General features: G+C 73.2%; 22 protein-coding genes. 9 read left to right on the top strand and 13 right to left on the bottom strand.

Going from position 1 to position 20,492, the window contains the following annotated elements; translation table 11 throughout:
* Positions 1-4: 4 nt before the first annotated feature.
* Positions 5-943 (bottom strand): ABC transporter permease, encoded by a 939-nt coding sequence (locus tag ABGB14_RS18015; protein WP_347644819.1) that lies wholly within the window; start codon positions 941-943, stop codon positions 5-7.
* Complete coding sequence (locus ABGB14_RS18010) at positions 940-2,433, bottom strand: ABC transporter substrate-binding protein (RefSeq protein ID WP_347644818.1); 1,494 nt, start codon at positions 2,431-2,433, stop codon at positions 940-942. Before ABGB14_RS18010 ends, ABGB14_RS18015 begins: the two co-directional genes overlap by 4 nt.
* An 85-nt stretch (positions 2,434-2,518) precedes the next feature.
* Between ABGB14_RS18010 and ABGB14_RS18005 the strand changes: the two genes are divergently transcribed.
* The 4 genes from ABGB14_RS18005 to ABGB14_RS17990 all read left to right on the top strand — a co-directional run bounded on the left by ABGB14_RS18005 (position 2,519) and on the right by ABGB14_RS17990 (position 5,878).
* Positions 2,519-3,265, top strand: coding sequence for a FadR/GntR family transcriptional regulator (locus tag ABGB14_RS18005; protein WP_347644817.1), 747 nt, complete (start codon positions 2,519-2,521; stop codon positions 3,263-3,265).
* Positions 3,266-3,322: 57 nt separating this feature from the next.
* The gene (locus tag ABGB14_RS18000) at positions 3,323-4,288 is read left to right on the top strand and encodes an adenylate/guanylate cyclase domain-containing protein (protein WP_347644816.1); all 966 of its coding nucleotides are present in this window, start codon (positions 3,323-3,325) and stop codon (positions 4,286-4,288) included.
* Positions 4,289-4,349: 61 nt separating this feature from the next.
* Positions 4,350-4,874 carry a SigE family RNA polymerase sigma factor gene (locus ABGB14_RS17995; RefSeq protein ID WP_347644815.1) on the top strand — a complete coding sequence of 175 codons (525 nt, stop codon included), beginning with the start codon at positions 4,350-4,352 and terminating at the stop codon, positions 4,872-4,874.
* On the top strand, positions 4,871-5,878 hold the full coding sequence (locus ABGB14_RS17990) for a hypothetical protein (RefSeq protein ID WP_347644814.1): 1,008 nt from the start codon (positions 4,871-4,873) through the stop codon (positions 5,876-5,878). The genes ABGB14_RS17995 and ABGB14_RS17990 overlap by 4 nt, the downstream gene beginning before the upstream one ends.
* A gap of 30 nt (positions 5,879-5,908) precedes the next feature.
* Here the strand turns inward: ABGB14_RS17990 and ABGB14_RS17985 are convergent, their stop codons facing one another.
* Positions 5,909-7,426 (bottom strand): acyl-CoA synthetase, encoded by a 1,518-nt coding sequence (locus ABGB14_RS17985; protein WP_347644813.1) that lies wholly within the window; start codon positions 7,424-7,426, stop codon positions 5,909-5,911.
* 197 nt (positions 7,427-7,623) lie between these two features.
* Between ABGB14_RS17985 and ABGB14_RS17980 the strand changes: the two genes are divergently transcribed.
* Positions 7,624-8,280 (top strand): class I SAM-dependent methyltransferase, encoded by a 657-nt coding sequence (locus ABGB14_RS17980; protein ID WP_347644812.1) that lies wholly within the window; start codon positions 7,624-7,626, stop codon positions 8,278-8,280.
* A 63-nt stretch (positions 8,281-8,343) separates the two neighbouring features.
* On the opposite strand, the gene ABGB14_RS17975 is transcribed toward ABGB14_RS17980, so the two are convergent.
* Both ABGB14_RS17975 and ABGB14_RS17970 read right to left on the bottom strand, forming a co-directional pair.
* Positions 8,344-8,736: a hypothetical protein gene (locus ABGB14_RS17975; protein WP_347644811.1), complete on the bottom strand. Its 393-nt coding sequence runs from the start codon at positions 8,734-8,736 to the stop codon at positions 8,344-8,346.
* A 39-nt stretch (positions 8,737-8,775) separates the two neighbouring features.
* A complete protein-coding gene (locus tag ABGB14_RS17970) occupies positions 8,776-9,726 on the bottom strand; it encodes a LysR substrate-binding domain-containing protein (RefSeq protein WP_347645168.1) in 951 nt (316 codons plus the stop codon).
* A 66-nt stretch (positions 9,727-9,792) separates the two neighbouring features.
* Here ABGB14_RS17970 and ABGB14_RS17965 point away from each other — a divergent pair, with 66 nt between their 5' ends.
* Entirely contained in the window at positions 9,793-11,046 is a 1,254-nt protein-coding gene (locus tag ABGB14_RS17965) for an MFS transporter (RefSeq protein WP_347644810.1), read from the top strand.
* A gap of 34 nt (positions 11,047-11,080) precedes the next feature.
* On the opposite strand, the gene ABGB14_RS17960 is transcribed toward ABGB14_RS17965, so the two are convergent.
* Entirely contained in the window at positions 11,081-11,995 is a 915-nt protein-coding gene (locus ABGB14_RS17960) for a MerR family transcriptional regulator (RefSeq protein WP_347644809.1), read from the bottom strand.
* Between the two features lie 64 nt (positions 11,996-12,059).
* Here ABGB14_RS17960 and ABGB14_RS17955 point away from each other — a divergent pair, with 64 nt between their 5' ends.
* Positions 12,060-12,806, top strand: a complete 747-nt coding sequence (locus tag ABGB14_RS17955; RefSeq protein ID WP_347644808.1) for a maleylpyruvate isomerase family mycothiol-dependent enzyme — start codon at positions 12,060-12,062, stop codon at positions 12,804-12,806.
* Here ABGB14_RS17955 and ABGB14_RS17950 read toward each other — a convergent pair.
* The 6 genes from ABGB14_RS17950 to ABGB14_RS17925 form a co-directional block, all read right to left on the bottom strand.
* Positions 12,803-14,002 (bottom strand): sigma-70 family RNA polymerase sigma factor, encoded by a 1,200-nt coding sequence (locus ABGB14_RS17950; protein WP_347644807.1) that lies wholly within the window; start codon positions 14,000-14,002, stop codon positions 12,803-12,805. The genes ABGB14_RS17955 and ABGB14_RS17950 overlap by 4 nt on opposite strands.
* Before the next feature lie 95 nt (positions 14,003-14,097).
* Positions 14,098-14,919 (bottom strand): aldo/keto reductase, encoded by an 822-nt coding sequence (locus tag ABGB14_RS17945; RefSeq protein WP_347644806.1) that lies wholly within the window; start codon positions 14,917-14,919, stop codon positions 14,098-14,100.
* 74 nt (positions 14,920-14,993) lie between these two features.
* Positions 14,994-15,638, bottom strand: coding sequence for a response regulator transcription factor (locus ABGB14_RS17940; protein WP_347644805.1), 645 nt, complete (start codon positions 15,636-15,638; stop codon positions 14,994-14,996).
* Entirely contained in the window at positions 15,629-16,777 is a 1,149-nt protein-coding gene (locus ABGB14_RS17935) for a histidine kinase (RefSeq protein WP_347644804.1), read from the bottom strand. The genes ABGB14_RS17940 and ABGB14_RS17935 overlap by 10 nt, the downstream gene beginning before the upstream one ends.
* A 10-nt stretch (positions 16,778-16,787) precedes the next feature.
* Positions 16,788-17,579, bottom strand: a complete 792-nt coding sequence (locus tag ABGB14_RS17930) for an ABC transporter permease (protein WP_347644803.1) — start codon at positions 17,577-17,579, stop codon at positions 16,788-16,790.
* Entirely contained in the window at positions 17,576-18,490 is a 915-nt protein-coding gene (locus ABGB14_RS17925; RefSeq protein WP_347644802.1) for an ATP-binding cassette domain-containing protein, read from the bottom strand. Before ABGB14_RS17925 ends, ABGB14_RS17930 begins: the two co-directional genes overlap by 4 nt.
* A gap of 205 nt (positions 18,491-18,695) precedes the next feature.
* Here ABGB14_RS17925 and ABGB14_RS17920 point away from each other — a divergent pair, with 205 nt between their 5' ends.
* Positions 18,696-19,748 carry a DUF5685 family protein gene (locus ABGB14_RS17920; protein WP_347644801.1) on the top strand — a complete coding sequence of 351 codons (1,053 nt, stop codon included), beginning with the start codon at positions 18,696-18,698 and terminating at the stop codon, positions 19,746-19,748.
* A 9-nt stretch (positions 19,749-19,757) separates the two neighbouring features.
* On the opposite strand, the gene ABGB14_RS17915 is transcribed toward ABGB14_RS17920, so the two are convergent.
* Positions 19,758-20,069: a YbaB/EbfC family nucleoid-associated protein gene (locus ABGB14_RS17915; protein ID WP_347644800.1), complete on the bottom strand. Its 312-nt coding sequence runs from the start codon at positions 20,067-20,069 to the stop codon at positions 19,758-19,760.
* A gap of 116 nt (positions 20,070-20,185) precedes the next feature.
* Between ABGB14_RS17915 and ABGB14_RS17910 the strand changes: the two genes are divergently transcribed.
* The coding region (locus ABGB14_RS17910; protein WP_347644799.1) for a transposase at positions 20,186-20,492 on the top strand (307 nt) is incomplete at its 3' end.

Genomic DNA, 20,492 nt, shown 5'->3' with positions numbered 1-20,492 from the left:
CGGTTCACCGCAGCCTCGGGTCGAGCAGGTGGTAGGCGACGTCCACCACGAAGTTGATCAGCAGGACGGCCGCCACCAGCACCATCACCACGCCCTGGACGAGCAGCAGGTCGCGCCCCGCGACGCCGTTCAGCAGCAGGTCGCCGAGCCCGGGGATGACGAAGACCCGCTCGACCACGACCGCGCCGATCAGCAGCGTGGCCAGTTGCAGGCCGAGCACGGTGACCACGGGGACGGAGGCGTTGCGCAGCCCGTGGCGCCACAGCGCGCCGGTGCTGCCGCGGCCCTTGGCGCGGGCGGTGCGCAGGTAGTCCTCCCGCATGACGTCGAGCACGGCGCTGCGCACGTAGCGGGTGAGCACCGCGCCCTGGACGAGCCCGAGCGACGCCCACGGCAGCAGGAGGCCGCGCAGCCACTCCCCCGGGTCCTCCGTGAAGGGGACGTAGCCGCCGGACGGCAGCACCTGGGCCTGCACCGCGAACACGAAGACCAGCAGGATGCCGGCCAGGAACGCCGGGATCGCGATGCCGACCTGGCTGGCCGCGCTGATCGCCGCGCCGAGCGGGTCGCGGTGGTGCACGGCGGCGTACGTGCCCAGCGGCACCGCGACGGCCAGCGCCACGGCCATGCCGCCGAGCACGAGCACGGCCGTCACGCCGAGCCGCTCGCCGATCTGCGGCCCGATGGGCGAGCTGGTCACGTAGGAGGTGCCGAAGTCGCCCTGGAGGAGACCTCCGGACCAGTCGAGGAACTGCACGACGGGCGGCCGGTCGGTGCCGAACTGCTCGCGCAGCGCGGCCACCGCCTCGGGCGTGGCGTTGACGCCGAGCGCGATCTCGGCCGGGTCGCCGGGCAGCAGCGCCATGAACGCGAACACCACGACGGCGGCCACGGCGGTGCTGGCGAGCAGCACCGCCAGGCGTTTGAGCAGGTAGAGGGTCACTGTTTGGCGAGTGCGGTGAAGTCGAAGGATTCCGAGATGGCGTTCTTCGGCAGGCCGGTGACGCCCTTCTTCGCCACGATCAGGTTGGGGAAGAGGAAGAGCCAGTCGGCGGCGGCGTCGTCGGACAGGAGCTTGGCGGCCTGCTTGAGGTCGTCGGCCTGCTCCTGCTCGGTGCCCTGGTCGGCGGAGGCGAGGAGCTTGCCGAACTCGGGATTGTCATAACCGAAGTAATAGGACTTGTCAGCGAAGATCCCCATGTCTCGGGGTTCGACGTGGTTGATGATCGACAGGTCGTAGTCGCCCTTCGTGAACACCTGGTCCAGCCAGCGGGCGGGGAACTCCAGCGGCTCGATCTCGGCCGTGATGCCCACCTGGGCCAGCTGCGACTTGACGACCTGGGCGCTGGCCACCGCGTACGGCAGGTTGGGGATGCGCATCTTGACGTCGTACGTCTTGCCGCCAAGGAGCTGCTTGGCCTTGGCCGGGTCGTAGGGGTAGTCGCCGGTGCGGTCCTCGTACCAGGGGTCGGTGGGCGGCACCATCGAGCCGATCAGCTCGCCGCGCCCGGCCCAGGCGGTGTCGAGCAGCGCCTTGTGGTCGATGGCGTGCCGGACGGCCTGCCTGACCTTCTTGTCGTCGAACGGCGGGCGGCCGTTGTTCATCGACAACACGACCTCGCCGTTGGTGGTGCCCTCGATGACCTCGAAGCGGCCGGGGTCGGCGAACTGCTGCAGCGACTCGGGCGCCTGCACGCTGGAGATGACGTCGATGCCGCCGGTGAGCAGCGCGTTGTTCATCGCCGTCGCGTCCTTGAAGTATTTCAGCGTGATCGACGACAGCGGCGGCTTCGTGCCCCAGTAGGAGGGGTTGGCGTCGAGTTCGATCGAGTCGCCACGGCGCCACGAGCCGAGCACGTACGGGCCGGTGCCGACGGGCTTGCCGGCCAGGTCGGACACTCCCGTGCGGCTGAACATCGCGCCCAGCCTGGTGGCCATCGAGTAGAGGAAGCCGTTGCTCGGCTGCTTGAGCGTGACCACGGCGGTGGAGTCGTCCTTCTTCTCCACCTTGTCGACGACGTCGAGCTGCGACTTGATCTTGAGCTTCCAGTCGGACTTCACCCGGTCGAGCGAGAACACCACGTCGTCGGCGGTGAAGGGCGCACCGCTGGAGAACTTCACGTTCTCGCGGAGCGTGAACGTGTAGGTCTTCCGGTCGTCGGAGACCTCCCACTTCTCGGCCAGCAGCGGCACGATCTCGCCGGCCTGGTCGAGCTTGACCAGGCCCTCGTAGACGTTGACGAGCAGCGCCTGCGGGATCGCGGCGCCCTCGGTGGAGGTGAAGTCGAGGTTGGCCGGCTCGGCCACGAACCCGACGGCCAGCGACTTGGCCTCGGGGGTGCCGGACGCGGATTCACCGCCGTCGCCGCCGCCGCAGGCGGCCGTGGCCAGCAGGAGACCGCCGACGGCGATCCAGATGCCGATGCGCCTCATATCTTCAGCCTCCTGGCTAGTGCACTGGTCGGACCAGTAGGCTGCACATTGCCAGTCGTCGGCGGCTCGGGTCAAGGGGGATTGCATGGGTGGTCCGCGGTTCGAGCCGGTGCGTGCCGTACGCGCCTACGAGCGGGTCGTGGAGCAGGTCGAGGAGGCCATCGAGAGCGGCGCGCTCAGCCCCGGCGAGCGGCTGCCCAGCGAACGCGACCTGATGGTGCAGTTCTCGGTCAGCCGGTCCACCGTGCGCGAGGCGCTGCGGGTGCTGCAGGCGCGCGGCCTGGTCCGGTCGCGTCCCGGCGATCCCCACGGGGCGGAGGTGCTGCCGTTCACGCCCGCCGCCCTGCACAAGTCGATGACCACGCTGGCCAGGGTGGAGGAGCTGTCGCTGGCCGAGCTGGTGCAGTTCAGGATGGTGCTCGACTCGTCGGCCAGCCTGCTGGCCGCCCGGCTGCGCACCGACGGGCAGCTCGACGAGATGGGCGCGGCCGTCGCGCGCATGCGCGCCGCGACGGACCACGACGCGTTCGTGGCCGAGGACGTCTCCTTCCACGACGTGGTGGCGCGGGCCAGCGGCAACAAGCTGATCCAGATCTGCACCGACGTCGTCCGCTCGATCGTGCTCGGGCTGATCTCGGAGAAGCTCGCCGCCGCCCCCGACCGGCCGGCGCTGATGCGGCAGACGATCAAGCACCACGAGGAGGTGCTGGCGGCGGTGCGCGCGGGCGACGGGCCGCTGGCCGCCCGGCTGACCCGCAGGGCGATGTACGACTATTACGCGGACTACGTGCCGGACGGTGAACGTCCGGCCCTGCGAGCCCTGCTGGAGTGATCGCGCTGACTCCGCACTGGTCACCTGACCCGGGGCCCCGAATGTTATCTTGCCCACGTGCCGCTCGATGATGGGGACGCGTTGCGCGAGGCGTTCCTGCGCGAGCCGCGCCGCTACACCAGCCACCAGGTCGCCGACATGGCGGGGGTGCCGGTCTACCGCGCGCGGCGGCTCTGGCGCGCCCTCGGGTTCCCCAACGTGGCCGACGACGCGGTCGAGTTCACCGACTCCGACGTCGAGGCGCTCAAGACGATGTTGCGCATGGTCGGCTCCGGCGCCTACGACGAGGAGCACATGCTGCTGATCGCCCGCTCCATCGGCCGGGCCACGACCAGGCTGGCCGAGTCGCAGGCCGAGGTGGGCGTGGAGTCGCTCGACCAGGCGGGCGTGCCGCTGGAGGAGCGGTCGCGGGCGTGGCGCAGGCGGGCGGAGCTCGTGGTGCCCGACCTGGCGCGGCTGCTGGTCTACGCCTGGCAACGCCAGCTCGCCGCCGCCGCGGGGCGCATCGCGGGCCAGGACATGAGCGCCGTACGGCTGTCCGTCGGGTTCGCCGACCTGGTCGCGTTCACCCGGCTGAGCCGGCAGATCACCCTCGGCCAGCTGGCCCGGCTGGTCGACAGGTTCGAGGGACGCTCGGCCGACATCGTGACCTCGTCCGGCGGGCGGGTGATCAAGACGCTGGGCGACTCGGTGTTGTTCGTGGCCGATGAGGCGCACGTGGCGGCGGACATCGCGGTGCGGCTGGTGGAGACGCACGCGCGCGGCAAGGACATGCCGGAACTGCGGGTGGGGCTGGCGGCGGGGCCGGTGATGTGGCGCATGGGCGACGTGTTCGGCACCACGGTCAACCTGGCCAGCCGGCTCACCGCGCTGTCGTTGCCCGGCACGATCCTGGCCGATCCGCAGCTGGCGGAGGAGCTCGAGGGCGACCGGGAGTTCCGGCTGCGGGCGGTCGACCGGCTGTCGGTGCGCGGGCTGGGCGAGCTGGTGCCGTTCACGGTCACGCGCGCCGAGACCCCCTGACGCCGGTTCCCCCCGGCCGGCGGCGCCGGTTGCGCGCGGGGGCAACCTGACGCCACGCTCGATGCGTCACTACCGTCAGCAAGCTTCGAGGAGGCATCTCACGTTGGCGGATAGGGCGATATTTCATGACTTTGTGGCGACCAGGTCCGATCGGCTGCTGCGCACCGCGTACCTGCTGACCCGCGACTGGGGGGTCGCCGAGGACCTGCTGCAGGAGTCACTGGCCAAGGCCTGGTTCGCCTGGCCGGGCATCGACGAGCCCGAGGCGTACGTGCGCAGGGTCCTGGTGACCACGTACACGTCCTGGTGGCGGCGCAGGTGGCGCAGGGAGCTGCCCAGCGACGACCTGCCCCACGCCGTGGCGCACGATCCTCCCGGCGGCGAGCGGGAGGAGTTGTGGCAGGCGGTCGGCCGCCTGCCCGCCCGGCAGCGCGCGGTCGTCGTGCTGCGGTTCTACGAGGACCTGCCGGTGGCCGAGGTGGCCAGGATCCTGGGCTGCCAGGAGGGCACGGTCAAGAGCCAGTGCGCCAAGGCGCTGGCCAAGCTGCGAGTGGACGAATCGATCGTGAAGGAGCTGCACCGATGAGCGCGCACGACCTGCGTGACGTCCTGCGGGAGCGGGCCGGGGCCCCGGCGCCCCCGAACCCGCACCGGCACGACCAGATCCGCTCCCGCATCCGCAGGACCCGCGTCCGGCGGGGCGCGATGGCCGGCGCGGCGGTGGCGGCGGCCGTGGTGCTCGGCGTCTCCCTCCTCCCCGGCGCGGCCGAGCCCTCCGCCCAGGAGATCACCGCGGCGGCCAGGCCCGCGGCCGAGCTGCCCGAGACGTTCACCTCCGGTGACGGCACCGAGTACCGGCGGGTGGCCACGGCCGAGCTGGCGGCCAAGGGCGGTCAGAAGGCGTCGGTCACCGTCCCCGTCACCGGCAGGCCGCTGGACCTGGCCGGGTTGTGCCAGGGCAGGCCAGGGAGCCAGCCGCCGCACGTCGCCGTGAACGGCAGGCCCCACCGGGCCAGCTTCCTGAGATGTGGGAAGGACATGGAGCTCAGACCGCTGGTCGTACCGGAGGGCGCCACAGAGGTCACCGTCACCTTCGACACCGAAATAACCGGGTACGGCTGCGTACGCGAGAAGAAGGGCGGAAAGTGCGAGCCGGTCAAGCCGCACTGGGCCGCCTGGAGCCTGGCCGTCTACGAGTGGACGCCGCCCGCCGAGCCGGTCGAGCCCGGCGAGCTGCGCTCCCCGCCTGCCAAGCTGGCCGGTATGAGACTTGCCGCCGGGACGGGCGGCACGTGGACGAAGGAGCGCTCGTTCGAGCTGGTGGTCAGGAGCCCCGGCGGGAAGCTGGGCCTGGAACAGCTCTGCACGGGCGACCTGGCCCGCCGCATCTGGTTCACCTACCGGATCAACGGCAAGGACACCGGCTCGACCGCTGACTGCGGCACCTGGAAGAGCGGCCCCTTCCCGATGGCGATGGCCGAGCACAGGGTGCCCAAGGGCGAGAAGGTGACGATCACCGGGAAGGTGGGCCTGTGGGGTGAGGCCACCAACCGGCCGGTCCGCTGGGTCGTGGCGGCGTACGTGAATTGACCACCGCTGACCGGCCGCCGGGGCGGCCGGTCAGAACCGGTCGCGCAGTTCCCGCTTGAGCACCTTGCCCGAGGCGTTCTTGGGCAGGGACTCCACGAACACCACCCGCTTGGGGGTCTTGAAGGCGGCCAGCCGCTCCCGCAGGAACACGATCAGCTCGTCGGCCGTCACCCCGGCGCCCTCGCGCAGCACCACGGCGGCCGTCACCGCCTCGATCCACCGCTCGTCCCGCACGCCGAAGACGGCGGCTTCCGCGACCTCCGGATGCTGGTAGATGGCCTCCTCGACCTCGCGGCTCGACACGTTCTCACCGCCCGACTTGATCATGTCCTTCTTCCTGTCGACCACGGACAGGTAGCCGTCGGCGTCCATGACGCCCAGGTCTCCGCTGTGGAACCAGCCGCCGCGGAACGCCTCCTCCGTCTTGGCGGGGTCGTTCCAGTAGCCGAGCATGGCGTGCGGGCTGCGGTGCACGATCTCGCCGACCACGCCGGGCGGCACCGGCCTGTCCTCGTCGTCGACGATCCTGGTCTCGACGTTCAGGGCGGGCCTGCCCGCCGAGCCCAGCCGGGTGAGCTGCTCGTCGGGCCCGAGGATCGTGGCGACGGGGGCCATCTCCGTCTGGCCGTAGAAGTTGAACAGGCGCACCTCGGGCAGGCGGGCGGCGATCTCCTTCAGCACCTCGACGGGCATGATCGAGGCGCCGTAGTAGCCCTTGCGCAACGACGACAGGTCGCGGCGGCCGAAGTCGGGGTGGCGGAGGAGGCCGATCCAGACGGTGGGCGGGCAGAAGAGCTTCGTCGCGCGCTCGCCCTCGATCGTGGCCAGGATCACCGCGGGGGTGGCTCCTGGCAGGATGATGTTGGTGGCGCCCAGGTAGATGCCGGGCGTGAGGAAACAGTGCAGTTGCGCGCAGTGGTAGAGGGGCAGCGCGTGCACCTCGACGTCGCCGGGACTCATCTCGCCGTCGGCCACGCACGTGACGTACTGGGAGATCAGGCTGCGGCTCGACAGCGTGGCGCCCTTGGGGCGCGACTCGGTGCCGCTGGTGTACATGAGCTGGATCGGGTCGTCGTCGGCGATGTCCACCTGCGGCTCCGACGCGTCGTCGCAGGCCGCCCAGGTCGCGAACGGCTCCCAGCCGTCCGCCGCCGCGCCGATCACCCCGCGCACGGTGACCCGCGGGCCCGCCGCGGCGTCGGCCACCGGCAGCAGCCCCTCCTCCACCAGCATCCCGGTCGCGCCCGAATGCTCCAGGATGTACGCGACCTCGTCGCTCCCCAGCATGAAGTTGATCGGCACGGAGATCGCGCCCAGCCGGGCCAGCGCGAAATACGCGACCACGAACGCGTGGTTGTTGTGGCTCAGCACCGCGAACCGGTCGCCCTTGCCGACGCCCCGCGCCGCCAGCGCGTTCGCCGTGCGGTTGACCATCAGATCGAGGTCGGCGTAACTCTGGCGCAGGTCACCGTAGACGACGGCGGTCTTGGCGGGGTGGCGGGCGGCCGAGCGCCGCAGCAGGTCAGCGATGGTATGCCGGCGGATCATGGGGACATCCTTCAGTCGCGCAGAACCATGTTCGGGTGATCCTAACCGTTCGCCGTCTCCTGCGCCCGCGCGCGATCCCCTCGCCGTCGGGCGGCGGGCATAGACGGTGGTCATCCGGGAACTCGCTTCGGTGACGACGTCATCTCAGTTCACGCAGACGCTCACGCGTCTCATCCGAGAGAGGCCGCGCCACCGCCATGCCGCCCGTTCCAGAGGTCATGCACCGTACGCTGTTCCGCGCCCTGTCACTGCTCCCGCCGCAGGCCCAGGGCATGGTCCTCGGCCGTTTCTTCGACTGGCGGCACCGGGTCCCCGACCCCTGGAAGTTGTCGACCGACACCTACGAGCGGCAGAAGTACGAGGCCACGCTGAAACACGTGCCGCGGAGGCCGTACCGGCGCATCATCGAGGTCGGGTGCAGCGAGGGCGCTTTCACCCGCGGGCTGGCGGACGCCTATCCCGAGGCCGAGATCGTCGGGGTCGACGTCTCCGCACGGGCGCTGGCGCGGGCGCGCCGGCGGGTCCCCGACACCGGCCGGGTGCGCTTCGTCCAGGCCGACATCCTCACCCATGTGCCCGAGCAGCGCTTCGACCTCGTGTTCTGCTCGGAGACCCTCTACTACCTGGGCCGCCACGAGCGCCTGCGCCTGGCCAGCGCCCGCCTGGGCCGGCTGCTCGTGCCGGGCGACGGGGTGCTCGTGGCCGTGCACCCATGGCCGGAGGCCGGGCGGCTGCACCGCTACCTCGACGCCGACGCGGCGCTGTCGCGGCTGGCCGAGGAGGTCTACCTCGCGCCTCCCCGCCCGTACGCCGTCACGATCTACACCACGAGGGCCGGCCCGCCGCCCGCGTGACTCACCCGCGACATCGGCGGACAGGCCGTCCTCCCGGCGGCGGTCCGTGTCGCCCGGCTCGGCCTACCCCGCACCACCCGGGTCCCGGACCGGGGAGGTGCCGGCAGCCGTGTTCCGTGGCCGTCCGGGCGGGCGGCGGTCGAGGGCCTGGGCCCATTTGACGGCCACGGCGGCCACCTGGACGAGTTCGGCACGCAACCGGTCCGGCTCGGTCTCCGCGAACGCCTCCATCACCTCCTCCTCCAGGATGCGCCGCCACGTCAGCGTCCCGGCGCGGGCGGCCGTGTCCGTCGCGTGCCTCGCCGCGCCGGACTCGGCCGCCGCCCGCTCGCCCCCGGTGCCGTCGGGCAGGATCTGCATGCCCCAGCGCGCGTCCTGCGCCGCCCGCTCCGCCGCCACGTCGGCGAGCACCCTCGCCAGCGAGCCCGGCACGCCCGCATCGCCGTCTTCAGCCATCTCCCCAGTCTGGACCATGGGCCTCGCCGGCCTCACCGGTCACGAAGGGCCGGGCTGCTCGCCGCGGAATCCCGGCCCCAGGTCCGTCACACCGGCGCACACGTGGTCCCTGAACACCCGCGCCGCGGGGGTCAGCCGCTCGCCCGCCGGCCAGCTCACGCCGATCGTCCTGAACACCGGCGGCGACAGGGGGATCTCCATGACCCCGGCGACCGAGCCGGGCGGCCCGGAGCGGGGCAGGATCGCCACCCCCAGCCCTGCCGCCACGAGCCCGCGCACGGTCTCCGACTCCTGCCCCTCGAACACGATCCGCGGTTCGAATCCCGCCCTGGCGCACAGGTCGTCGGTGATCTGGCGCAGGCCGTACCCGGGTTCGAGCGTCACCAGCTCCTCCCCCGCCAGCTCTGCGGCCCGCACCCGCCTCCTGGCCGCGAACCGGTGCGAGCCCGGCACGGACAGCACCAGCTCCTGGTCGGCGAGCCGCCTGCTGACCAGGGCCGGGTCGTCCAGCGGCATGGGCGCGAGGAACACCAGGTCGATCTCGCCCTCGCGCGCGGCCCGCAACATGGTCTGCCGCGAACCCTGGACCAGGCTGAACCGGATGCCGGGATGGCGCGCGCGGAAATCACGGATGAGGGAGGGGACGAGCGTGCGGCCGAGCAGGTGCAGGAAGCCGAGGGCGACGCGGCCCGTGCCCGGGTCGATCTCCTCGCGCACCTCGCGGACGGCGGCGGTCACCGAGCCGAGCGCGCGGGCGGAGGCGGCGGCGAGCACGCGCCCGGCCCTGGTCAGCCGGATGCCGCGGCCCGCGGGCAGCACGAGCGGCGCGCCGACCAGGTCGGCGAGCGCGGCGAGGCGGCGGCTGGCGGTCGGCTGGGGGATGCCGAGCAGCTCGGCCGCGCGGGTCACGTGCCCGGTCTCGCCGACCGCCGCGATCAGCGCGAGGTCGGAGGCGAGGCGGGCGGCCAGCTGCTCGTCGGACTCATCCATCACGGTATGAATCATGACCTGTTTCTGCATTGGACGTATCTATGTGCCGTGCCTAGCGTGGCGCGGGTGGTGGTCACTCAGGCTCAGGCTCCGCCCGCGGACACGCGGCGGGTCAGCGCGGCCGTGGCGGCGGCCGGGCTGTCGTCGTTCGCCCTGCTGTACGCGCCCCAGCCGGTGCTGCCGCAGCTCGCCGGGGCGTTCCGGCTGGATCCGGGGAGCGCGTCGCTGGCTGTCGGCGTGGCCACGACCGCGCTCGCCGTGACGGTGCTGCCGCTGGCCTGGCTCGCCGGGGTGGCGGGGCGGCGGCGGGTGATCCTCTGGTCGGTGCTGGGGTCGGCGGTGATCGGGCTGCTGCTGCCGCTGGCTCCGTCGTTCCCCGTGCTGCTGGCGATGCGGGCGGTCCAGGGGGTGGCGGTCGCGGGGTTCGCCGGGGTGGCGGCGGCGTACCTGGCCGACCGGCTCGGCACGGCGCGGTTGCCGGGCGCGGTGGGCGCGATGATCGCGGGCAACACGATGGGCGGGATGCTCGGCCGGCTGGGCGCGGGCTTCGCCGCCGGCCCGCTGGGCTGGCACGGCGCGCTGTTCGCCGTGGCGAGCGTCGCCCTGCTGTGCGCGCTGTTCACCGCCCTGGCCCTCCCCCGCGACCGGCACCCGTCCCCTGCACGCACGCCGCGCCATCCCCAAGCCCCGCGGCCCGGACGCGCGACGACCGCGCCCCCGCACCGCCAGGTCGCGGCATCCGCGCCGCAGCGTGAGGGGCCGGGGCGGCCGGTCGCCGCCTACGCCGTCGGCGCGCTGGGCATGGGCGCGTTCGTGGCGCTGTACAACGCCGCCGGCTTCCGCCTGTCCGCGCCGCCGATCTCGCTCAGCACCGCCGCCGCGTCCCTGGTCTTTCTCGCGTACGCCATGGGCACCGCCTCGTCGGCCGCCGCCGGACGGATGGCCGCCCGCCTCGGACGCACACCCGCCCTCGTCACGGCGCTGACGGTCACGGTGGCCGGCGCCGTCATGACCGCCAGCCCGGCGCTGCCGTTCGTCGCGCTCGGCTTCGCCGTGCTGACCGCCGGGTTCTTCGCCGCACACGCCATCGCGAACGCCTGGGTCACCGCCGATGCCGAGCCGAGCGCCCGCGGCCGGGCCGCCGGGATGTACACCCTGGCCTACTACCTGGGCAGCGGCGTGGGCGGCACCGCGGGCGGCGTCGTGTACGGGCACGCGGGCTGGACCTGGCTGGTGGTCCTGACGTCGGCCTGGCTGCTGCTGGCGGGCCTGGCCGTCCTCGTGTCACGCGCGGGGAGGCGACGACGGGCCGGGCCGTGAGGGCGGCACGGTCCGGCCGCGGGGGCGCCCCAGGTCAGGCGGTGAGGGCGCGCTCGAGCGCGTCGGCGAGCCACAGGTGGGCCGAGCCGAGCGTGGCCTTCTCGTCGCTGACCTCACTCACCAGCCGCCAGTAGCGGCGGAAGCGGGGATCGCGGTCGGGAGCCAGGTTCGCCAGAAGCTCGCGCCGGAAGTCCGGGGTGTCGCCGACTCCCCGCACGGTGGCGTGCACCGCCACGAACCGGTCCAGCTCGGGCCCGGGACGCGGCGCCTCTCCCGCGATCACGAGCGGCTCGACCAGCGTGCACGCCTCGCCGACGCCGTACATCAGCTCGTCCTCGTCGTGGATCACCTGCACGTTCTCCAGCGCCCGGGAGCGCAGGAGGCGCGTCAGCGACCGGTCGGCGACCAGGGTGACCAGCTCGGCGTACGCGACGACCTGGGGCGGGGTCGGATGGGCGGGCGGGTCGGGAACGGCCATGGCCACGAACGACGCGAACATCTCGTCGGCGATGGGCGCCACCATCTGCCGCCGCCAGAATCCGACCAGCTCGTCGCGGGCGGCGGTGCCCTGCTCGGCCGCGGCCAGCAGGTCCAGCCGGGCCGCCCGCTCGGCCGGGCCCGCCTCCTCGACGGCGCGCAGGGCGGCCCGCCGCCAGGCCAGCCCGGCGAGCTGGACGTCGAGCGCCGCGCGCTCCTCCGCGACCGCCTCGGCCACGGAGCGCTCGCCGGCGAGCACGCGCGCGATGGCGGCCAGCCCCAGGCCGAGCCCGCGCAGCCGCCTGACCATGCCGAGCCGCTCGACCGCGGCGCCGTCGAACCTGCGGTGGCCGCCGGCGCTGCGCACCGACTCGATGATGCCCTCGTCGCAGTAGTAGCGGATCGTCCTCACGGGTACGCCGGTCAGCGCCGCGAGGTCGCCGATCCCCAGCGTGTCGTTGCTCACAGACACTTGAACCTCCACCCCACTGGAGTTTCTACGCTAGCGGTCCACCTGCTGAGAGGAGTTCTCACCCATGACGGCACTGGACACCGCGCGGCTCGCGGAGGGCTTGCGGGAACACACGGCGGGGTTCGCCCACGCGGTCACCGGCGGCGAGCCGGACGCCCGGGTGCCGACGTGCCCGGAGTGGCGGCTGCGCGACCTGGCCGGGCACGTCGGGCACGCCCACCGATGGACGGCCGAGCTGGTGCGCCTGGCCGCGTCCGAGCCCGTCGCCGCGCCGGCCGCCGACGACCCCGGCCCGCAGGACACCTGGGCGCGGTGGCTGACGGACGGCGCGCAGGAGGTCGTCGACGCGGTCCAGGAGGCGCCCGCAGGCGCCCGGGTCTGGTCGATGACGGGTCCGACGCCGCCGGTGTTCTGGTTGCGCAGGATGCTGGGCGACACCGTCATCCACCACTATGACGCGGCGGCCACGACCGGCGTCGCCTTCGACGTCGCCGGCGACCTGGCGGCCGATGTGATCTCCGAGGGGATGGGGCTGCTCGCGGAGCCGTCCGCGGTGGAGTTCAAGCCCGAGCTGGCCGAGCTGCGCGGCAGGGGCGAGACGATCGTGGTCCGGCCGGACTCGGGGCATGGCTGGGTGATCACCAGGACGCCGGACGGGATCCGCTGCGACCGCGGGAGCGGCGAGGGCGACGTCGTGGTGTCGGGTCCGGTGACGGAGCTCATGCTGGTGTTCACCCGGCGCGTGCCGCCGCGCGACGTCGCGGGCGACCGCGCGCTGCTCGACCACTGGCTGGCGCACACCGCGTTCTAGCCCCAGGCGATCCGCTCCTCCAGCAGCGCCTGCTGGGCGGGGTTGGCGGTCAGTGCGAGGGCGCGCTCGTCGGCCCGCCGGGCCTCCGCCCTGCGGCCGAGATCGCGCAGCAGCTCGGCGCGGGTGGCGTGGAGGAGCGGGTAGCGGCCCAGCACCTCGCCGAGGTCTTCGAGCTCGGCGAACGCCGCCTTCGGGCCGTCCACGTACCGCAGGGCGATGGCCCGGTTGAGCCGGGCCACGGGCGACGGGGCGAGGCAGAGCAGCATGTCGTAGAGCATGACGATCTGCCGCCAGTCGGTGCCCGCCCATGACGCGGCCTCGGCGTGGCAGGCCGCGATGGCCGCCTGCAGCTGGTACGGCCCGGGACGCCGATGTGTGCGGGCCGTCCGGGTCAGGAGCCGGATCGCGTCCTCGATGGCGGCGTGGTCCCACAGTGAGCGGTCCTGGTCGGCCAGCAGCACGAGCCGGCCGCCGGCGCCGAACCTGGCCGCGCCGCGGGCCCGGTGCAGCCGGATGAGGGCGAGCAGCCCGGCCGCCTCGGGCTCGTCCGGCATCAGCCCGGCCAGCAGCGAGGCCAGCCACTCGGCGTCGTCGACCAGGTCACGCGCCTGGGCCCGCTCCAGCGTGCTGGACAGGTAGCCCTCGTTGAACAGCAGGTAGATGACGGTGAGCACCTCGCGCAACCGCTCCGGCCGCTCCCCCGCCGCGGGCACGCGGTACGGGATGCCCGCCTCCGCGATCTTCCTCTTGGCGCGGGTGATGCGCTGGGCCACCGTGCTCTCCCGGGTCAGGAACGCGGCGGCGATCTGCGCGGTCGTCAGCCCGCACACCACCCGCAGCGTGAGCGCGACCTGCGCCTGCCGCGGCAGCGCGGGGTGGCAGCAGGTGAAGATCAGCCGGAGCCGGCCGTCGGGTTCGCCAGGCTCCGGCACGCACAGCAGGGCGAGCTTGTCGCGGTGGTTGCTCTCGCGGCGCAGCAGGTCGAGGCCGCGCCGCCGGGCCACGGTGTACAGCCACGCCTCTGGCCGCTCCGGCACGCCGTCCTCCGGCCAGCGCACCAGGGCCTTCTCCACCGCGTCCTGCACCAGGTCCTCGGCGGCGGAGAAGTCGCCCAGCAGCGTCACCAGCGAGGCGGCCAGCCGGCCGGCGTGCTCGCGCACCACGCGGGCCAGTGCGGCGTGGGAGACGTCCGTCATGGCCGCTCCTTGTCGTGTTCCCCGGTGTCCATCGTCCCGTCTCCTTCGATCGTCATGGGACAGACGATCGGGGGCCCGCCGTCCGCGACATCGGGTCAGAGTTCGACGTGGGTGTCGGGATCGCCGCCGAGCCGTCCACCGCCGTCGAGCTCGGCCATCCTAGCCATCTCCGCGTCCGACAGGCTGAAGTCGAACACCTCCAGGTTCTGCCGCATGCGCTCGGGGTGGGCCGACTTGGGGATCGGCACGGCGCCGAGCTGCAGGTGCCAGCGGAGCACGACCTGCGCGGGGGTGCGCGCGTGGGTGGTGGCGAGGTCGGCGACGACGGGCTCGTCGAGCAGCTTGGAGCCGCGGCCGAGCGGGCTCCACGACTCGGTGACGATGTCGCGCTCGGCGTGCCAGGCGCGCAGCTCGCGCTGCGCCAGGCCGGGGTGGAGCTCGACCTGGTTGACGGCCGGCAGGACGCCGGTCGCCTCGGCCAGCCGCTCGATATGCGCGGGGGTGAAGTTGGAGACGCCGATCGAGCGCGCCAGGCCCTGCTCGCGCAGCTCGACGAAGGCGCGCCAGGTGTCGACGTAGAGGTCGCGGCCCGGCAGCGGCCAGTGGATCAGGTACAGGTCGACGTAGTCGAGGCCGAGCCTGGCCCGGCTCTCCTCGAAGCCGCGCATGGCGGCGTCGTAGCCGTGGTGGGATCCGCGCAGCTTCGTGGTGATGAACAGGTCGTCGCGGGCCACGCCCGCCTCGGCCACGGCGGCTCCCACGCCGGTCTCGTTGCCGTAGCTGGCGGCGGTGTCGATCAGCCGGTAGCCGAGCGATATGGCGTGTCTCACGGCCTGATGTGCTCCGTCGTCGTTCATGGGCCACGTGCCCAGACCGAGACGCGGCATCGGGCGGCCGTCGCAAAGCATGATGGTCATGGCCACTTCCTTGCCCGATGCCCACCCGGAACAACCACTTTTGTCGCATTCGTCCCCGCGGTGCTCCGAGCTGGTCAGCCTTCGAGGTAGCGCAGGACGGCCAGCACGCGACGGCTGTAGTCAGGGTCACGGGGGAGGTCGAGCTTGTCCATGATGGCGTTGACGTGCTTCTCCACGGTGCTGAGCGAGACGTGCAGGCGCTCGGCGATGGCGGCGTTGACGAAGCCCTGCGCCAGGTGCCGCAGCACCTCGCCCTCACGCGGGCTCAGCCTGCTCACCGGGTCGGCGTGGGTGGTGCGGGCGAGCAGCTGGCGCACCACCTCGGGATCGAACGCCGTGCCGCCCGTACGCACCCGCTCCAGCGAGTCGAGGAACTCGCCCACCTCGGAGACCCGGTCCTTCAGCAGGTAGCCGAGCCCCTCGGCGGGCCCGGCCAGCAGCCTCGCCGCGTAGTGCTGCTCGACGTACTGCGAAAGGACGAGGACGCCTACGCCGGGCAGGCGCCCGCGGATCTCCAGCGCCGCCCGCAGCCCTTCGTCCTTGTGCGTCGGCGGCATCCGCACGTCGACCACCGCCACGTCGGGCCGGTGGCGCTCGACGGCGTCGAGCAGCGCGGGCGCGTCGCCGACGGCGGCGACCACCTCGTGGCCCGCGTCGTCGAGCAGCCGGGTCAGGCCCTCGCGCAGCAGCACGGAGTCGTCGGCCAGGATCACCCGCACGGCGGAGCCTTCGGCAGCGACGCGGCGATCCTGGTGGGGCCGCCGGGCGGGCTGTCGACGGTGAACGCGCCGTCGAGGGCCATGACCCGCCGGGCCAGACCGGACAGTCCGCCGCCCGAGGGGTCGGCGCCGCCCTCGCCGTCGTCTGAGATCGCCACGCTCACCACCTGATCGTCCTCGTCCAGCACCACCAGGATGTCACGGGCGCCGGCGTGCTTGATCGCGTTCGTGATCGCCTCGCGGGCCACGAAGTAGAGCGCGGTCTCCACCTCGGAGACGGGCCGCCCGGCCAGCCCGTAGTGCACGGTCACCGGCACGCTCGACCGTTCGGCGACGCCCGCCAGCGCGGCCCGCAGCCCCAGTTCGTCGAGGGCGGTCGGGTAGATCCGCCAGGCGACGCTGCGCAGCTCGTCCAGCAGGCGGCGCGACTCGGTGTAGGCCTGGCCGACCAGCTCGGCGGTCCTGTCGTGGTCGCGCGTGTGCCGGGCGCGGCCGAGCAGCATGGCCAGGGCCACGCCTCGCTGCTGCACGCCGTCGTGCAGGTCGCGCTCGATCCTGCGCCGCTCGTCGTCGACGGCCCTGACGATGCCCGAGCGGGTGGCGGTCAGCTCGGCGATCCGCCTGCGCATCAGCTCCTCGCCTCCCGGGCCGAGGAAGCGGGCGGCCAGCCGCCGTTCCAGCGCCGCGACCCCCACCACGAGCAGGGCGGTCACCGCCAGCAGCACGGTCCCGCCGGTCAGCCCCAGCGTCCAGCCGCTGGTGACGAGCCGCACGCCGGGCAGGTTGAGCGGCACCGTCTCCGACCCGCCCGCGATCAGCTCCCACATCCCGCCGGCCAGCAGCAGCCCGCCGACGAACAGGATCGCCGCGCAGGCGTAGCCGCTCAGGACGCCCAGCGCGGCGCGGGCGGCGAGGAACGCGTAGCCGCCGTCCGGCCGGGCCGTCTCGTGGCCGAGCCACCGGGACAGCCTGGCCCGATCGGCGGCCACCAGCCGGTCCCGCCCCCGCGCCGCGAGCGGCCGGGCCGCCGGGATCAGGGCCGCGGGCCACGCCACCACGAGGAACGCCAGCTCGGCGAGGCCGAGGACCATCCCCAGGAGGACCCCGGCCAGCGAACGAACGACCACGGTTCCCGGCACGGGCGCGAGTCTAGGCGTCACGGCGGCGCAGCACGGCATATCCGGCCGCCAGCGCCACCGCCGTCCAGGCGAGCAGCCAGGCCAGCCCCTCCCCCGCGGAGTACGGGATCGGCCCGCCGGTCAGGTTGTCCGTGCTGCCCATGAAGGCCAGCCCGGCGAACGTCGGAAGGCGCATGGAGGCGTCCAGGGCCACCGGAGCGCCGGTCATCAGCAGGAGCAGCGGCAGGCCCATGAGCAGCATGAACACCACGGTCAGCGTGCCGGCCGCGCTGCGCATCACGGCCCCCGCTCCCACGGTCATCACCGACACGAGCGCCAGGTACGCCCCCGCTCCGAGCAGGTCGGGCACGACCTCGCCGATCGGCGCCACGACCAGGCCCCCGAACACGTCCGCCGACAACACCACGTGAACGGACGCCGCCGCCACGGCACCGGACACCACCCCGGCCGCGAACATCACGGGCCCCACGACCAGCGCCTTGGCGGCCAGCACCACGCCGCGGGCGGGAGTGGCCTGCAACGTGACCCGGATGCTTCCCGAGGCGTACTCCGACGTGATCACCAGCATCGCCGCCGCCACCATCGCGAACTGGACGAACGACGTCGCCGACACCACCGGCTCGCCGGCCGTCATCCGCACGCCCGCGCCGCCCTCGCGCAGCGCCTCGGTGGCCGTCGCGCCCCCCAGCGTGATCGCGCTCAGCACCATGAGCGCCAGCGCGCCGGCCAGGCACCACCACGTGGACCGCACCGACCACAACTTGCCCCACTCGGCCCCGACGGCCTGCCACAGCGTGCTCATGCCCCGGCCCTCCCCGCGCCGTACTCGACGCTCTGCGACGTCAGCTCCTGGTAGGCCTGCTCCAGCGACGCCTCTCGGGTGCGCAGCTCGTGCAGGCGGATGCCGGCCTCATAAGCCAGGTCGCCGACCCGCTCGACGGCGGCGCCGGTGGCCTCCAGTTCGTTCTCGCCGAGCCGGTCCACCGCGATCCCGGCGGCACGCAGGCGTGCGGCCAGGTCTCCCGCGTGCGGCGTGCGTACGAGCACGGCCGTGAGGGAGCTGCCCGCGATGACGTCGGCCAGCGGCGCGTCCATGATGAGCCGGCCCTTGCCGATCACCACGAGGTGGTCCGCGGTGAGCTGCATCTCGCTCATCAGATGGCTGGAGACGAACACCGTGCGCCCCTCGCCGGCCAGCGACCGCATGAGCCCGCGCACCCACCGCACGCCGTCCGGGTCGAGCCCGTTGACGGGCTCGTCGAACATCAGCACCTCGGGATCCCCGAGCAGTGCCGCCGCGATGCCGAGCCGCTGGCTCATGCCCAGCGACAGCGCTCCCGCGGGCCTGCGCGCCGCGCCCGCCATGCCGACCGCCTCCAGCACCTCCGCGACCCGCCGCCGCGCGATGCCGTTGGCGCGCGCCAGCGCCGTCAGGTGCGCGTGACCGCTGCGCCCCGGGTGCAGGGCGCGCGCGTCGAGCAGCGCGCCGACCGTGCGCAGCGGGTTCCTGATCTTCTGGTAGGGGACGCCGCCGATCAGCGCCGTGCCGGTGGTGGGCCGGTCGAGGCCGAGGACCAGGCGCATGGTGGTCGATTTGCCGGCGCCGTTGGGGCCCAGGAAGCCGGTCACCGCGCCCGGTTTCAGGTCCAGCGACAGGTCGTCGACCGCGAGCCGGTCGCCGTACCGTTTGCTCAGGTTCTTGAGGCTGATCACGCCGCCTCACGCTAGGCGGCCACCGCTGCGGCCACCATGGGGGCGATCCGCCGACCTCGATGGAGGAAAGCCGTAAACCAGTCATGACCATGCAGGCCGGTTGAAAGCCTCGGGCCCTACCCTGTTCCCTTTGATCGTGCCTGAACGTCTGTGAGGTCGTGTGTTCGGAATCATCCGCCCCTGCGGTGACCATGGGTGCCCGTCGTTGCGTGCCGCGTGGCGGGCGCACCTGTGCGGGTTGTGCCTGACGTTGCGGGACGGGCCCGGGCAATCGGCACGGCTGACCACCAACTACGACACGCTGCTCCTCTCGGTGCTCACCGAGGCCCAGCTCCAGGAGGGCGCGCCGCGCCGCACGGCCGGGCCGTGCGCGTTGCGGGGATTCCGCGCGGCCGAGGTGGTGGACGCGCGGGCGCGCGGCGCGCGGCTGGCGGCCTCGGTCTCGCTCGTGCTCGCCGCGGGCAGGCTGCGCGACCATGTGGCCGACGGGGACGCCGCCTTCGGCACCGCAGCCGCCCGCCGCCGGCTGGCCGCCCGCTGGGAGGCGGGCGGCGCGCGGCTGGGCGCCGGGGTCGGCTTCGACACCGCCGTGCTGGCCGCGACCGTGGACCGCCAGCTCGGCCTGGAACGCCTGGCCACCGCCCCGGACACCACCGGGCCGGACACCACCGGGCCGGACACCACCGGGCCGGACCACCGCGGCGCCGGTCCCGCGCCCGGGTTGAGCGTGCTCGATCTCACCGCACCCGCGGAGGACGCCGTCGCGGCGGCGTTCGCGCACACGGCCGTGCTCGCCGGGCGGCCGGGCAACGCCCCCGCCCTCGCGGAGGCGGGCCGGTTCTTCGGCCGGCTCGCGCACCTGCTGGACGCGGCCGAGGACCAGCGCGACGACCAGGCGCGCGGAGCGTTCAACCCGCTGACCGCCACCGCCACCACGGCGGCCGAGGCACGCCGGTTGTGCGACGACGCCGCGCACGGGCTCGCCCTGGCACTCGGGGACGTCGAGCTGGCCGAGCGGCACCTGGTGGACGTCCTGCTCGGCACCGAGGTACGCCGGGCGGTGGCCCGCACGTTCGGCTCCGCCACCGCCTCGTACGAGCGGCCCGGCTGGATCCGCAGGTCGGCGGCCGGCGTCGCGACGTTCCTGACGTGCGGGATGTGGCGGCCCCGGTGGAGCAGCCGGCGCGGCCGCCCGTGCGACGAGCGCTGCTACCTGCGCGAGTGCGCTGACTGCTGCGAGTGCTGCGACTGCTCCTGAGCGCGGCCGTCAGGAATCGGCGACGGTACTCGCGATGTCGAACGACTGGCCCGTCACGTCCTCCTCGGCCAGACGGTACGCCTCCACGATGGCTTCGCTCAGCGCCTTCGAGCCCAGCCGCATGGCGCGGGGGTCGATGTGCAGCGCGGCCAGCGACCCGGCGGTCGTGACCTCGACGGCGACCTGCCCTCCCGCGCTCTCGCCGCGTCCCCTGGTCTCCTGCAGCCGGCGGGTGACCTCCTCGAACCCGGCCGTCCGGGCCGCCATGTCGGCGAGGACGCGGTCGAGCTCGGGGTCGCCGGTGGGCGGTGGTGTGGTCATCGAATCTCCTTAAGCGTGGAGACCCCAGGCTTCAGCCCTGGGGAGGAAACGCGGCACAGCGCCGCATACCGAACACATGCACGATGCTTAGCTGATCGCGTGGTACCATGTGACGCGTGGCGCAGATCGTGAAGCGGGCCTACAAATACCGCTTCTACCCGACCCCCGGCCAGGCCGAAGAGCTTGCCCGGACGTTCGGCTGCGTCCGCCTCGTCTACAACAAAGCCCTCGAAGAGCGCACCCGCGCCTACACCATGGAAGGCCGTCGCGTCTCCTACGTGGAGTCGTCGGCCGCTCTGACCGAGTGGAAACGCAGCGGCGATTACGACTTCCTGTTCGAGGTGTCGTCCGTGCCGCTGCAGCAGGCGCTGCGCCACCTTCAGGCGGCGTTCGCGAACTTCTTCGCCAAGCGCGCCCGATATC

Source organism: Nonomuraea sp. B10E15 (assembly GCF_039871615.1).
GTDB lineage: Bacteria > Actinomycetota > Actinomycetes > Streptosporangiales > Streptosporangiaceae > Nonomuraea.
The sequence above is the reverse complement of the archived record's forward strand: the minus strand, read 5'-3'. Positions and strand labels throughout refer to the sequence as shown.

Bases quoted from the DNA above. Each gene is read 5' to 3' on its own strand.
- ABGB14_RS18010 (WP_347644818.1), bottom strand. From the start codon at position 2,433: ATGAGGCGCATCGGCATCTGGATCGCCGTCGGCGGTCTCCTGCTGGCC.
- ABGB14_RS18005 (WP_347644817.1), top strand. From the start codon at position 2,519: ATGGGTGGTCCGCGGTTCGAGCCGGTGCGTGCCGTACGCGCCTACGAG.
- ABGB14_RS17995 (WP_347644815.1), top strand. From the start codon at position 4,350: ATGCGTCACTACCGTCAGCAAGCTTCGAGGAGGCATCTCACGTTGGCG.
- ABGB14_RS17990 (WP_347644814.1), top strand. From the start codon at position 4,871: ATGAGCGCGCACGACCTGCGTGACGTCCTGCGGGAGCGGGCCGGGGCC.
- ABGB14_RS17985 (WP_347644813.1), bottom strand. From the start codon at position 7,426: ATGATCCGCCGGCATACCATCGCTGACCTGCTGCGGCGCTCGGCCGCC.
- ABGB14_RS17980 (WP_347644812.1), top strand. From the start codon at position 7,624: ATGCCGCCCGTTCCAGAGGTCATGCACCGTACGCTGTTCCGCGCCCTG.
- ABGB14_RS17975 (WP_347644811.1), bottom strand. From the start codon at position 8,736: ATGGCTGAAGACGGCGATGCGGGCGTGCCGGGCTCGCTGGCGAGGGTG.
- ABGB14_RS17970 (WP_347645168.1), bottom strand. From the start codon at position 9,726: ATGGATGAGTCCGACGAGCAGCTGGCCGCCCGCCTCGCCTCCGACCTC.
- ABGB14_RS17955 (WP_347644808.1), top strand. From the start codon at position 12,060: ATGACGGCACTGGACACCGCGCGGCTCGCGGAGGGCTTGCGGGAACAC.
- ABGB14_RS17950 (WP_347644807.1), bottom strand. From the start codon at position 14,002: ATGACGGACGTCTCCCACGCCGCACTGGCCCGCGTGGTGCGCGAGCAC.
- ABGB14_RS17945 (WP_347644806.1), bottom strand. From the start codon at position 14,919: ATGACCATCATGCTTTGCGACGGCCGCCCGATGCCGCGTCTCGGTCTG.
- ABGB14_RS17930 (WP_347644803.1), bottom strand. From the start codon at position 17,579: ATGAGCACGCTGTGGCAGGCCGTCGGGGCCGAGTGGGGCAAGTTGTGG.
- ABGB14_RS17915 (WP_347644800.1), bottom strand. From the start codon at position 20,069: ATGACCACACCACCGCCCACCGGCGACCCCGAGCTCGACCGCGTCCTC.